We start from the raw sequence: 14,209 nt of genomic DNA, 5'->3' as shown, positions 1-14,209 counted from the left end.
TGGACATTCTTTTAGCAATACGACCATTTTTTGGTAAACTCTCTCGTGTATTTTTTGAGTAGACGTAAACAGGAAAAACTAATGGCCGTATTCGGTACTGTATTCATGCCCACGATGGCGCTTACCCGCTTTGAAAACGATACATGGACTGAGACTGAGTTTGTCAGTGCAGACAGCATACAAATGCACCCGGGTGCCCATGTCTTGCATTACTCAAGTACCTGTTTTGAAGGTTTGAAAGCATTTAGGCACGAAGACGGCAGTATTAATATCTTCCGTATGGATAGAAATATCGAACGTTTTGCGCAAAGCAGCCGTTTACTCAACTTGCCTGAGATTGACAAAGCACAAGTTGAAAAAATGATTATCGACATCGTGTCTACGTACAGCGCTGAGGTTCCTGAGCCTCCAGGTTCTATGTATATTCGTCCCACTCACATAGGTACCGAGGCGTCTATTGGTAAAGCGGCAGCACCCTCAGCTACCTCTATGTTGTATGTGCTTTTATCGCCGGTAGGTGATTACTTCGCTGGTGGTCTAAAACCGCTGCGCTTGTTGCTTGATGAAACAGGCATGCGCTGCGCGCCACACATGGGCATGGTGAAAAGCGGTGGTAACTATGCCAGCGCACTCCCTCCTATATTGAAAGCAAAAGCAGACGTGCAAGCCGATCAAATCTTGTTTTGCCCTAACGGTGACGTACAAGAAACCGGTGCAGCTAACTTCTTACTTGTTGATGGTAACGAAATCATCACTAAAGGCTTGGATACAAGCTTTTTACACGGTGTAACGCGGGCCACTATTTTACAGCTTGCCAAAGATCACGGTATGACAGTAAGCGAACGTGATATTACTGTTGAAGAACTACTCGAGCGTGCTGCCAAGCCAAGCGCTGAGGCTGCATTATCGGGCACCGCAGCAGTGCTTACGCCAGTGGGAACCTTTATTCACAATGGAAAAGAATATCAAGTAGGTAACGGTGAAGCGGGCCCAGTGACCATGAAGCTGCGCCAAGCCCTTAATGATATTCAATGGGGTAAAGCGGAAGATAAACACAACTGGCTTGTTAAAATAAACCCCACCTAATTCATCGCTATGGCTAAACAAGCGCAAAGATGTGCCTGTTTAGCCATTTTCCAGGCGCATGGTCACACCTTCTATATCACCCAAACTACGCGATTATAGGCTTCGTCAATCTTATAGTATTTCATTTAATGTGTTGTTTTTTCGAGATTCCCGTTAATAATAGGGAAGGGTTCGAGCAGATAGAGTGGAATCATGCTACTTAGTCGTGGGCGATGCTTTAATTATGAATTTATTAACGGTCATATTTGCCTACGCGCATTGAGGCTCAGTGTATGCCCACTTTTATGGTTACTTTGTCTTATATTGCCGGCTTTCGTTGTCGCAGAACCTCTTATATTCTCCACCTCAAACGCCAGTCCTTTCAGTTCAGAGCATAACCCTCAAGCAGGTTACGTCAATGAAATTATTCGCCGTGCGTTTGCTTCGAAATCGATTTCCACTCGATTTGAGCATTATCCTCACACCCGCGCTGTTTTCATGGCTACCCAGGGAAAAACCGCAGGCGTTTTTCCTCTGCGCTCTAATCAGGCACACAAAGACAGTTTATATTACTCAAACCCCATACCGGGCACAAAAATAGGCTATTTGGTACCGGTTGCAACCCAGGTAGACACGATTCTCCCCGTCAAAAATGGCGATATTAACGCCCACTTTTTGCGTCTTGGTTTAACACGAATAGGCTATATCACTGGCGCGCCGATACCACAGGCACTGGTTGACGCAAGTAACATAGACACCATCGCGGTAAGCAGCGTTTCTTCGTTACTTGATATGTTGGCGCTTGACCGAGTAGACATGATTTTCGCAGATGAGTATTTAGTGAAAGAAACCTTGGTTAACGAACGCCCTCATTTGCAAGGGCAGTACCGTTTTATAGAAGCGCTTAGTCGTGATCATCCTTTTTTCCTTGCGGTATCAAAAGACACTCCCAATGCCGCAAACATTATAGAAAGCTTTGATGAGGCATATCATGCGCTAGAAGCTAGGGGTGAAATAGAGGAAGTTTTAAAGCAATACGGTATGTATGAGGCGGCGCCTTCGTCATCATCGTTAACCGTAGGTGTGCCGGATATTAATGGCATCAAACAGGTAATACAGTATTTAAGCAGCCATGACACGCCGTTTTCACAGCTTGCAATCGATTGGAGAGTCATGGATGAAACTGTACTTAGGAAGCGCCTGCAAGGGGATGTCGCAGTGAACCAGACGAACTATGACCTGGTTATGCTTGGGAATTATGATGTGCCTATTTGGGCCAAGAAAGGCCAGTTAGCAGCGTTTGCCGATGTGCCCGAAAGCTATGATATCGATGATGTTATTGGCGCCGCGCTCACTGCCAATACGTATGAAGAGACACTTTATGCCTTACCTTTTGTAGCTGAAACCACCCTAACCTATTACCGCAAAGACTTGCTATTAAACGCGGGCCTTAATATACAGTCGCCACTGACTTACGAGCAATTGTACGCAATGGTGAAGCAGCTGCATCAGCCTGAAAAAGAGGTATATGGCATTGGTCTTAGAAGCCGCGTGGGCTGGGGGCAAAATATGGCCCTGCTTTCTGTGATGGTCAATACCTATGGTGGGCAATGGGTTAATCAACAAATGCAGCCACAAATTAACACGCGAGAGTGGCACAAGGCGGTGAGTACGTATATTGATTTGCTAGGCAACTTTGGGCCACCTAATCACCAAGATTTAGGCTGGCAAGAGAATCAGGCGCTGTTTGCCGAGGGAAAGCTTGCGTTTTTCGTGGATGCTTCCTCATTAGGTGGTAGCATTTTAAACCCCAAAACATCCAGTGTGGCGAAAAATGTCGGGGTAACACAAGCGCCTATTGGCACAGTTAAAAGGGGGTCTCAATGGTTTTGGTCTTGGAACTTTGCGGTGCCAGCAAGCAGTGAGCGTAAACAAGCTGCGCAACAACTGGCATTATGGTTAACGTCGAAAGCGCTGAATGACGCGCTAAGAGAAAACTACGGTTTATATGCAGTACTTCCTGGTACGCGTCACTCCACTTATGACGAGAGCTATCAACGGGCTATCCCATCGGCATCCTATGAGTATTCAGCGTTACGCGCACTTTCCCATACTGATACTAGTGCGTCAGCAATTGGTAAGCAGTTTGTGCCTATTGCTGAATTTACCGCAATAGGACATTTAGTGGGCGTTCAAGTGAACATGGCACTAACGAAACAGGTATCAGTATCAGAGGCGTTGAAAACAGCGCAGTATCAAACTACCTCGGTGATGCGTCGTGCGGGGTATATCCAGTAAACCAGGTTAAGGAGTAACATGTCTCGCCCTTTCTCACTGTTAGATCTTGCCCCTATTGCAGAAGGCTCCACTATTCAAGCGGCGTTCGAACATTCGCGGCAATTAGCTAAGCAGGCTGAACACTGTGGTTATCGAAGAGTATGGTTGGCTGAGCATCACGGTATGCACGGTGTGGCCAGTTCAGCCACCGCTGTGGTGTTAAGTCACATTGCGCAAGCAACCTCCACCATACGAATTGGGGCGGGAGGCGTGATGCTTCCTAATCATGCGCCTTTGGTGGTGGCTGAACAATTTGGAACCTTAGCCACCTTGTATCCTAATCGTGTAGATTTAGGATTAGGTCGAGCGCCGGGCACCGATATGGCTACGGCAAAAGCCCTGCGCCGAAATGGGATAGATTCGGTAGACAGTTACCCCAGTGATATTCAAGCGCTGCAGGCATATTTAGGGCAGCCTAATCCATCGCAAAAGGTGGTAGCCATACCTGGAGTAAATACTCATGTTCCTTTATGGCTGTTGGGCTCGAGCTTGTATAGTGCTCAGCTTGCGGCGCAACTGGGCCTCCCTTATTCGTTTGCCTCTCACTTTGCGCCCGATCAGTTATTTGATGCCCTACATGTTTACCGGTCTATGTTTCAGCCCTCTGATCAGGTTAGCGCACCTTACGCGATGGTGGGTGTCATGGTGGTCATGGCAGACACTGAAGAAGAGGCGCAATATCTGTTTACTTCGGTTCAACAGCAATTCATTCACTTGCGCCAAGGCGCGAATAAGCCGTTTTCGAAACCGTCTGAAAACTTTAAAGAAAACTGCAGCCCAGCCGATGAAGCTATGCTAGCAAGTGTTTTACGCTATGCCATGGTGGGAACAAAAGCGTCGGTAGCCGACAAGTTAGATGGGTTTTTGCAAGCCACCCAAGCTGATGAAATTATCGTTTCTATGCCAATTCATCCTATTGAACAGCGCCTAAAAAGTGTGAAATTGTTTAGTGAGTTGATGGGAAGCTTAAATCCATAGGGTGCTTTTTCTGCCAATAGCTTGAGAATGTGGGCGGTGTTCGAGGCCACATGAGGGCAACATGGCAAATATCGCCTATGCAAAATGTTTGAATAACATTATGATACGCACAGACAAGCATATTACACTTTCGACTAATATTTTTGAGCAACTCTGCCTTGGGCGTCATCCGATGAAGTGGATCCTTTTCGTTGTATTTATTACCTTTGCTAGTGTTTCTTCATTAACAAAGGCCGATGACACTGTGCTTAGAGTCGTCATCATTCAAACAAATGCCTTGCCCATCGTGATGGAATCTCAAGCCGCCTTTGAAAAAGAGCTTCGTTTTATAATGCCTGAGGCGTCTGTTGAATTTGATGTTTATGATGCTGGCGGCTCCTTCGAGGGCGCGCGCGCGGCAATAGAAGCGGCATACCAAGTGGGCGAGCCGGATCTTATTGTGTCTATCGCAACACTGGCGACCCGAGCGCTCTATCAAGCTGAGATTAGTCGTCAAACACCCAAATTATTTATGACGGTAGCCGACCCGGTCAAGGAAGGTATTGTGACTCAGTTTGATGAAACAAGCGCTGATAATATCACCGGCGAGTCTCATGTGCTGGATGCCAAGGTAAAACTAGATATGTTGCAAGGGTTAATTGCGGCATCTGACACTGACTTACCGCTAACTATAGGGCTAATTCATACCGACTACCCTTCATCGGCGAGTTCTGTCGATAGCCTACTTGCCTTAGAAAGCGATTACGACAGTGTGAAGTTTGTGGCGATTAGTACGCCTTATGTTGATGGAGACAAAGGCTTGCCTGTTATGCGAGAAGGCATTATTAACGCCCTTGTTAAACATAAACAAAGCCGAAGCATTGATGGCTTGTGGTTGTCCACGGGGCCGCTATTGCAGGCGGAGAATCTGATTGGTGAAATCAGAAAGCAAACCCAATTATTTCCACTTTTTGCGGAAAGTATAGAGTCGGTTCAAGACGGCGCACTGCTAGGTGTGGTGTCGGACGTGAACAGCATAGGTAAGTCCGCAGCTCAACGAGCAGCGAAAATTCTTCGCGGCACACCGGCGAATCAATTCCCGGTCTCAAGAATGAGTAAATATACCGTCGCGGTCAACGTATCTACTGCGATTAAACTGGGATTGCCAATTCCCTCTTCTTATTTGAAGTTAGCTAAAAACAACGTGTATCAGTAAGGGTTGACCAAACGTTATTATGCGAATTAAATCGAAATTATTAGCCATATACATTCCTATCTTGCTGATTGGAATGACGCTTATCGGCTATTGGGCTTACCTTACTGCCTACGAATCCGTGAGAGAGCGGGAGTATAAATTACTTACCCAAACCTTATCACTCACCTTTGTGGAGTTGGTGGAAGAGCGACATAAGCTATTGGTGGACTCAGGGTTAGAAAATGTCCCTATGTTTCGCGAAGCCTATCAAAAAGAAGTGTTTGACGAGTTAGACGCATTGCATCTTTCAACAGATAAACACTTCACGGTGAGCGAAAAAAGCACAGGGCAACTGATTTATACGTCTCAACAAAATTGGTCGCCCCTCGATATTAGTGAAGCCAATAGGCAAACGATTAATAACAAAAAAGTGGCTTTTGGCGAAACGACCATGGGAAGCGAAGAAATACTTTTCGCGTGCAGCGAGTTTTCGCCTTGGAATTGGAAACTGACGGTAAGCCAAACTACCGATGCGTTGCAAACGTCCTTATCGAACATCGCACTTCTTACGATTATTATCACCCTATTTGCCGTGGCGCTGGTAAGTGTACTTATGGGGTCGGTTACCCAGCACCTTGTTATTACCCCTATTAATAAAATCAAGAGTGCTACCAGTCGAATTGCAAAAAATCATCAAGGGATAAGTATCGATGTTAAAGGCACTGATGAACTGAGTGAGCTGGCCCGGGATGTGGAAACCATGTCGGCTGATATTCAAGAATATGTATCTCGAGCTCAAGCGGCCAATAAAGCAAAAACCGATTTCTTAGCGGTAATGAGCCATGAAATACGTACGCCGCTAAATGGCATTCAAGGGCTTGCAACACTATTGTTAGATACGGAGCTTAACGAAAAACAAAAGAAATACGCAACAGATCTAAAAGCGTCGGCCTCAATTTTAGCGAACGTAATAAACGATGTTCTCGATTTATCGAAGATAGAATCCGGTATGTCTGAAATTGATCTCATTGAGTTCAATTTAGACTCAATGTTAAGCGACTTGGTGACTTTATTAGGCACTAACGCAAGTGCCAATAATACTCGCCTTGAGTATAAGAGCCGTAATTTAGACTCGGTTATGGTGACCAGTGACCTTACCAAGCTGCGTCAAATTATTATTAACTTAATCAGCAATGCGATTAAGTTTACCCAGCAGGGCACGGTAAGCATTTCGGCCAAGCTGAAACAGGTGGCGCAGGAAGAAGCGCAAGATAATAAACTTGTGATTTCAGTGAAGGATACAGGCATTGGCATCGAGCCCGATCGTCTAGAAAGTATTTTTGAGAAATTTACCCAGTCAGACTCCTCTATTTCAAGGCGTTATGGTGGAACCGGTCTTGGCCTTGCGATTGCAAGAGAGCTCGCCCAACTCTTAGGCGGCGACATTAAAGTAAGCAGTAAGGTGGGTGAGGGCTCGTGTTTTACCGTTACCGCTAATGTACGCGCTAGATCTGTAGATTTGGTAGGCACAAACGTAGATAAAGAAGCCTGCGCTGCAACGCCGGCAGTTAATCACAATTTAAATGTGTTGTTGGCGGAAGACAACGCGATTAATGCGGTAGTGGCGCAAGCGTTACTCGAGCAACTGGGCTGCAACGTGATTCATGTTGATAACGGTCTTAAGGCCAGCACTCGCGTATTAGAGGGGGATATTGATGTTGTCTTTATGGACATTCATATGCCTGTTATGGATGGGGTTGAAGCCACAAAACGTATTCGTAAGTTAGACAGTGGCGCTGCCAGCACGCCTATAATTGGTTTAACGGCAGAGGCTTTCAAAGAGCGTCACGATACCTTTATCGAAGCCGGTATGAATAATGTGGTCACTAAGCCTGTTACTATTGAAGCGCTGAAAGAGAGTTTGGTAAAACTAGAGCGAGAAAATACACTCACCTCTTCAATGTAGCGTTACCCGCTGTACTATACTGGTGATACACGCATTGAATCGCATATGCTAAGCCCTGATTAGGATACCGTAATGGATGTAGTCTCGCCCCACAAAGAAACAGTACGACTTCGTCTCGCACTTATAGTGGGCGCACTATTGATATGTGGTTTCATGTGGGCTGATATCGTTCTGCTTCCCGATAATCTCCATGACACCTATTTTTTTAACCGCTTATATTTTCAAGTACCCACCATCGTATTGGTGGTAGGCTTATCGTACGCCCCCTTCTTTTATGCTAAACGCCATTGGATTTTTACACTATTGATGGTTGTGCTAACCCTATCCAACTTCGGGTTAATTCATCAAAGCTGGATAGAGGCCAACTTCGCTTTCCCTTATGAGGGCACCATACTTTATGCCTTCTATTGTGTTTTTGCCTTAGGGATACCGTTTAAACTAGCCCTATTGGCCGCCCTAATTAACGTTATAGGGTTCGTTTTACTTATGGTGGTTTCACCGGTTTATGGCGAACGGGTCATGATTTCAAGTGCCTTTGTGGCAGGCTCATTATTCATATGTGTGTATGCTAAGTATCGGCTTGATAGGGTGATGGAGCTGTTGGTGTCATCTAATAAAAAGTTAGCTAAATTAAGCCGTATCGACTCCTTAACTAACCTTCTTAATAGGCGTGCGCTTATGCAGCGCAGTGAAGCGCTGCTGTCGTTGAGTATTCGACAATCTCTCGATTTCGCCGTCATTATGTTAGATTTAGACGATTTTAAGAAATACAACGACGCCTTCGGTCACCAAAAAGGAGACGACGTTATTGTGATGCAGGCGGACCTCATGCGGGAGATATTTAAGCGTCAAACTGATGTGTTAGGGCGTTATGGCGGCGAAGAGTTTATGGTGGTCGTCAGTGGCCTAACCCGTAAGCAAGTATATAGTAAGTGTGAGCAAATGAGCATGCTATGGCAAAGCAGAAGTATCGCTCATGCTGACACTGCGACCCACCGCTGGGTAACTTGTTCTATTGGTATCGCGTGTATGGAAAAAGGCAAAGGTACGTCACTAGAAGCCTTGATTCAAACTGCAGACAAGGCGCTTTATGAGGCGAAAAGCGCGGGCAAAAACACCATTAAACTGGAGAGCTACGCCAACCCGTAGTTGACTCGCCTCCAGTCAATATTTAAGCACCAATAAGCAATTAGAGTTTCACCATCATCTTGCCTTTATTTTCCCCATTAAACAGCATGTTCAACCCTTCTTCAGCATTGTCTAGGCCTTCAATGGTATGAGCACGATATTTTATTTTGCCTTGCTGTACATAAGGTGTGAGTTTCTGAAGTAGCTTGGGTACCTCACCCCAATGATCGGGCATAGCAAAACCGCGAATGTTAATACGCTTTTTAATTAAGGGGATCCAATTAGGCCCCGGCGCGGGATTGTCAGACTGATAATCAGCAATCATGCCACATACGACAATTCGTCCATGGGTATTCATACGGTTAAAAATGTGCTGTTGAATAGGGCCACCTGTATTTTCAAAAAAGACATCAATTTTGTCAGGGGTTAGTGTTTTCAACTTTTCTTCTAGATCGTCGGTCTTGTAGTTGATTGCACCATCGAACCCTAGTTCGTTCACAATCCAGTCTGCTTTTTCGTCGCTACCAACCACACCAATTACCCGTAGGCCGTCGGCTTTGGCAAGTTGGCCAACAATGGATCCTACCGACCCTGCGGCACCTGTGACAATTAAGGTTTCACCCTCTTTGGGTTCGCCAAAATTATAGAGTCCCGTGGTGGCGGTGAGGCCGGGAAGGGCGAATACGCACAGTGCCATTTCTTCAGTTACGCCGTCTTGCAGCTTGTTAAAGCCTGAACCATCACTCACCACGTACTCACGCCAGCCAGTCATGCCCATCACTTTATCACCCACACTAAAATCGGCGTGATTGGAGGCAACCACTTCCCCTACGCCGCTTGATCGCATGACCTCACCAAGCTCTACTGGGGGAATATAACTTTCTCTGTCTTCGCTCATCCAACCCAGCATGGCAGGGTCTAACGACATATAGGTTTGCTTTATCAATATTTCCCCTTCGCCGGGAGTGGGGATAGGCAGCGTTTTCTGCTCAAATAAATGGGGGCCAATTTTTCCGTCGTGTGGGCGTTTTACTAAGTGTATTTCTTTGTAAGTGGACATAGATAGCTCTCCTTTAACGTGTGAAATCTCGTCTGTTATTGTGACTGAGGGTAACACTGGCGTATTCCAACCCTGTTTACTATGAGTGGGTATAATCGGACGATAAAGCCACTCAATCCAATTCATTATGCTGATAATGGGCCATTCTTTAAAAATAAGTAAATATGGTATTTAGTAAATGTTGCAAAAATGTCGCAAATGGTCGTGAAATAGACGGTAAAGTTGTAAAAAATGCGATAAAAGCGCGTAAATAACGTTTACTTGCATTGAACAAAAGTCACCATATACGTAGAATGCTCGACTGCATTTTTTCCCTTAATGAATGAGTTTTTTATGAAGCAACAATTATCTTTACGTGCCTCTGTTTGCTTAGCGTTAGCTACTCTCGCGTCTTCTTCTGCGCTAGCGGCGGGCTTTCAGGTCAATGAACATAGTGCGAATGGTTTAGGCCGTGCAATGGCGGGTCAAGCTGCAATGGCTGAGAATGCCTCTATTTTAGCGACAAACCCTGCGGCTATTGGTGTGTTTACTACGTCACAATTCAGTGGTTCAATCAGCTTTATTGATCCTAATGTTGACGTAAGTGCACAAACCACCTCTTATGTTGCTACAGAAGCGGGTAACCTAACCGTGGCATCAGAAGACGCCTCTGAAGATGATATTGCAGATACTGCATTTGTGCCTTCATTCTTCTATACCACTCCTATTAATGACAAATGGTCAGCTGGTATCGGCGCATTCACAACCTATGGCCTACGCTCTGATTACAGCGACGATTTTGAAGCGCTACACTTTGCTGATACCGCTGAGGTAAAATCATTTACCCTTAACCCTGCGGTTTCATACAAAGTCAACGACACACTACGTGTAGGTTTTGGGCTTAACTTTACTTATGCCGACGCTGAAATTAGCTCAGCTATCCCTAATTCACTTACCCCAGTATTAGGCTTGGCAGTAGACAATGCCTCTGTGTTTAAGCTGGAAGGTGACGATATTGGTTACGGTTGGAATGCGGGTGTCTATTATCAGCCTACTGAAACCACAACCCTCGCGCTATCTTACCGCGCAGAAACCGAACTCGAACTTGATGGTGAAGTAAGCTCTGATTTATCGGCTGAGTTAAACCAAGATGGTAGCCTAGATCTCAACCTTGCAGCTATTACAGAAGTTGCTGTTAGTCAAATTATTGATGACCAATGGTCTGTTCAAGCAAGCTTAGTGTTTACTGATTGGAGTACGTTCCAAAAGCTTGAAGCAAACTTAGCTAGCGGTGATGATTTCCTCATTAAAGAAGAAAACTTCGATGATTCATGGAGAGGGTCTTTAGGGGTAACTTATAAGCTAAACGACCAGTATACTTTACGTGCCGGTTACGCCTATGACGATGGTGTGGTAACAGTTGAAAACCGTTCTTTAAGTATTCCTGATACAGACCGCCATTGGATTACAGGGGGGGTAACTTATACCCTAAACGATTCTACCACTTTCGATTTTGCCTATGCCTACATCAATGGTCGTGAAGCAAACATCGATAAGTCTCGTGATATTGGTAGTATTACCTCTACTATTGAGGGCAGCCAATCTGCCACGGCGCACGTACTAAGTGCTCAGGTTAACATGAGCTTCTAATACATTTAGCCACAAATAAGCAGCGTAACGGCTGCTTATTTGTGTCTTTTAGATATAGCGCGGTGTTTAATCAATGAAATAAGCACCCTCAAAGAGGCTAAATTGCTTCAAACCATTCCTGTAAACAGTTTATGGCCGCACTAATCTTGGCAGGTACCAATTCTCGTTTAGGTGTGACTGCATATACCGTATAGTTAGGTAATTGCCAGTCGTTGAAAAGCTGTTTCATCGACCCATCATTCAGTAAATGTCTCACTTCAGGCTCGGGTAAAACCGCATAGCCCATACCATCCTTAGTTAACTGAATCAGTGTTTGCATTGAATTAACTTCAATACGCGGTGAAGTTAAAGCCATATTCCCATGGGTTGGGTGTGTCATTGTGTAATCTTCAATATGACGGTGTGCGATGTAGGTGAATTCTTGCAAGGCGTCTGTAGAGCCAATGTTAGCCGAAGCTAAAGGGTGTTCTGATGATACACAAAGAATGCGGTTCCACGTTGCTAACTCTAAACTACTGAAATTGGTGTCTGACAATGGCGCAAAACAAAGTACCAAATCGGCTCCCGAAGCAATAATATCTTTTGGCTCGTCGGTGACAGTAAGTGATACGGTGATTTTTGGAAATTCTTCGCAAAGCTTATGGATAGGCTGACTTAACAACCCGCCCCCGAAGCCTTCTGGCGCAATAATATTAATTTTTCCTGAAGGTGCATCTTGCAGGGTTTCAATTTGCTCTTGTGCAATTTCTGCCGTTTTTAGCATTTGCTTACTGGTATCGTAATAAATCCGGCCTGCTTCTGTTAAGCTTAGGCTGCGGGTATTCCGATTAAATAGGCTTAGCCCTATGTCCTGCTCTAACTTTCTTAGCTGTTGGCTAATTGCAGACACTGTCATGTGTAACGACCTTGCTGCTACGCTCATACTGCCGCTCTCAGCAACGGCTATAAAGACCTGTAAGGAGCGAAGTAGTTTCATATTCATTTGCAAATCCTATCGCAAAAAAGGCACTGGCCTTTGACTAAAGTATAAGAACAATGGCAACCAATTCTAAACAAAAAATTCAGCAAGAGTAGTGGTGCTCACCCCATTAAGTTGCGCTTAAACGCGTTTTTATTAAACCAAGCGAATAGGTGCAGAATAACAAGGAACGCACAGGGCTTTTTTGCTTCTGTGATTACGTATGGCAATGTAAAGTAGTGGTGTCACTTATTTGTACAGACACAACCAGCTCGGTTGGTGAGTACGTCAGGCATTAGAATAGAAAAGAATGAGAATGTTCGTGCCTTTACATAATGTTTACTTTTACTGCAAGGTTGTATTTGAGAGCGTATTATTATGATAAAAAATATAAAGTTAGTCTTTGTTTTCATCCCCGTACTAGTGTGGATTTCCGGTTGTGCATCTTCGTCTGGGCAATTTGGCCCTAAGGTTCATAATAGCGACGCGTTTACTGCGGTAGTGGTGGCTTACGCCCCCGAAATGGAAGGCATTTTGCAGCGCATAGAGCAAGATCCCCATGCTCAAATTGATACCACTAAAACCATCAAGGGTGTGACATATCGGATGGGGACTTACCATGATGAACCTATTTTAGTGTTTGCAACGGGCATGAGCATAGCAAATGCTGCAATGACGATGCAGATGGCGCTTGATTACTTTCCTGTGGAGCAAGTGGTGTATATGGGAATAGCGGGTGCCGTTAACCCCGCTTGGCAGCCCGGTGATGTGATTGTTCCAGCGCGTTGGTACTATCACGACGAAAGTGTTTACACCAATGAAGACCCTGAAAATCCGGGGGCTTATATATTGCCTGAGTACTATGCTAAGTTTTTAGAAGAACAACCGGAAAGACGCGCCGAAGACCCTCATCTACCCCATTATAAGCCGTTTCATTTTATTCACCCAGATGAAGTGCTCATCATTAAAGATGGAATGAGTAAGCCAAAGGATACGGCGTATTTTTCTGCTACACCACGGCTTCTTTCGGCGGCGAAGTCTGCGATGGCAACTATGCCTGTGCAGCGTGTACTTGATGAGCGCGACGCTAAACTACACGTGGGCGGAAATGGCATAACGGGCTCGGTATTTATGGACAACCGTGAATACAGAAAATGGACCCGAGAAGTGTTTAACGCTGAAGTTACCGAAATGGAGTCGGCGGCCATAGGACAAGTATGTACGGTTAATGATGTTGATTGGGTTATCATCCGTGCTATCAGTGATTTAGCAGGGGGCCAGGAAGGTGTGAATAGTGAAAATACGTATGACAAAGAAGTGTCTAGAATTGGGGCAAATGTCCTTTTCTCTGTGTTAGATAATTTGGCTCAATAGCCTGACGACATTGATGGGTGCTATGTATGTAAGGCACAAAAAAACAGGCGCAAAAGCGCCTGTTTTTGTTTTTCGTCTGCGAACGCACTTGTTAGCGTATGGTTCTTACTAAGTTTATGGTGTTGGTAGCCAGTTTGACTTCCAGTAAAAAGACCAGCAATGCGCTTATCAGAAACATCATAGCTAAAATAAACAGAACGATAATGGGGGTTTTCAAATCTACCAGCCAAAGCGAGCCAGCAAACAGCGCCATAATAACCGTACATACCATAAGGCCCGATGCCACACACAAACCTATGGCCCAATTAATCACTTTCACTCTACGCCAGAGTACTTTTATTTCTTGCTTTGAGCGTTCCACAATATGAGGGTCTGACAGCGTATGGATTTGCCGTTCTGCTACTCTAACGCGGTCTGAGATTCTACCCAAACGGGATGACATGACATTAAGAAAGCCCGCAATACCGGTAAGTAAAAATACAGGGGCAACGGCAAACTCTATGAGCTGTGAAAGGCTGGGAATCAGAGTGTCCAATCATT

The 14,209-nt window shown here is 45.1% G+C and carries 11 protein-coding genes; 8 read left to right on the top strand and 3 right to left on the bottom strand.

From position 1 onward, the window contains the following. Nucleotides 1-54: 54 nt before the first annotated feature. The 6 genes from EP13_RS17670 to EP13_RS17645 all read left to right on the top strand — a co-directional run bounded on the left by EP13_RS17670 (nt 55) and on the right by EP13_RS17645 (nt 8,669). Nucleotides 55-1,086 carry a branched-chain amino acid aminotransferase gene (locus EP13_RS17670; RefSeq protein WP_269746469.1) on the top strand — a complete coding sequence of 344 codons (1,032 nt, stop codon included), beginning with the start codon at nt 55-57 and terminating at the stop codon, nt 1,084-1,086. A gap of 192 nt (nt 1,087-1,278) precedes the next feature. Continuing rightward, nucleotides 1,279-3,363, top strand: a complete 2,085-nt coding sequence (locus EP13_RS17665) for an ABC transporter substrate-binding protein (protein WP_052364475.1) — start codon at nt 1,279-1,281, stop codon at nt 3,361-3,363. Between the two features lie 18 nt (nt 3,364-3,381). Continuing rightward, complete coding sequence (locus tag EP13_RS17660) at nt 3,382-4,380, top strand: LLM class flavin-dependent oxidoreductase (RefSeq protein ID WP_044058426.1); 999 nt, start codon at nt 3,382-3,384, stop codon at nt 4,378-4,380. Nucleotides 4,381-4,441: 61 nt separating this feature from the next. Next, complete coding sequence (locus EP13_RS17655) at nt 4,442-5,575, top strand: ABC transporter substrate-binding protein (RefSeq protein WP_231497891.1); 1,134 nt, start codon at nt 4,442-4,444, stop codon at nt 5,573-5,575. A gap of 19 nt (nt 5,576-5,594) precedes the next feature. After that, entirely contained in the window at nt 5,595-7,520 is a 1,926-nt protein-coding gene (locus EP13_RS17650) for an ATP-binding protein (protein ID WP_044058425.1), read from the top strand. 72 nt (nt 7,521-7,592) lie between these two features. After that, nucleotides 7,593-8,669 carry a GGDEF domain-containing protein gene (locus EP13_RS17645; protein WP_044058424.1) on the top strand — a complete coding sequence of 359 codons (1,077 nt, stop codon included), beginning with the start codon at nt 7,593-7,595 and terminating at the stop codon, nt 8,667-8,669. 40 nt (nt 8,670-8,709) lie between these two features. On the opposite strand, the gene EP13_RS17640 is transcribed toward EP13_RS17645, so the two are convergent. Next, nucleotides 8,710-9,708, bottom strand: a complete 999-nt coding sequence (locus EP13_RS17640) for an NADP-dependent oxidoreductase (protein ID WP_044058423.1) — start codon at nt 9,706-9,708, stop codon at nt 8,710-8,712. Nucleotides 9,709-10,041: 333 nt separating this feature from the next. Here EP13_RS17640 and EP13_RS17635 point away from each other — a divergent pair, with 333 nt between their 5' ends. Further along, nucleotides 10,042-11,337 (top strand): OmpP1/FadL family transporter, encoded by a 1,296-nt coding sequence (locus tag EP13_RS17635; RefSeq protein ID WP_044058422.1) that lies wholly within the window; start codon nt 10,042-10,044, stop codon nt 11,335-11,337. A gap of 97 nt (nt 11,338-11,434) precedes the next feature. Here the strand turns inward: EP13_RS17635 and EP13_RS17630 are convergent, their stop codons facing one another. After that, the gene (locus EP13_RS17630) at nt 11,435-12,319 is read right to left on the bottom strand and encodes a LysR family transcriptional regulator (RefSeq protein WP_044058421.1); all 885 of its coding nucleotides are present in this window, start codon (nt 12,317-12,319) and stop codon (nt 11,435-11,437) included. 354 nt (nt 12,320-12,673) lie between these two features. Here EP13_RS17630 and EP13_RS17625 point away from each other — a divergent pair, with 354 nt between their 5' ends. Beyond that, nucleotides 12,674-13,669 carry a 5'-methylthioadenosine/S-adenosylhomocysteine nucleosidase family protein gene (locus EP13_RS17625; protein ID WP_044058420.1) on the top strand — a complete coding sequence of 332 codons (996 nt, stop codon included), beginning with the start codon at nt 12,674-12,676 and terminating at the stop codon, nt 13,667-13,669. Nucleotides 13,670-13,760: 91 nt separating this feature from the next. Here the strand turns inward: EP13_RS17625 and EP13_RS17620 are convergent, their stop codons facing one another. After that, complete coding sequence (locus EP13_RS17620) at nt 13,761-14,204, bottom strand: DUF2721 domain-containing protein (RefSeq protein WP_044058419.1); 444 nt, start codon at nt 14,202-14,204, stop codon at nt 13,761-13,763. Nucleotides 14,205-14,209 lie beyond the last annotated feature (5 nt).

This window comes from Alteromonas australica, from assembly GCF_000730385.1.
GTDB lineage: Bacteria > Pseudomonadota > Gammaproteobacteria > Enterobacterales > Alteromonadaceae > Alteromonas > Alteromonas australica.
The sequence above is the reverse complement of the archived record's forward strand: the minus strand, read 5'-3'. Positions and strand labels throughout refer to the sequence as shown.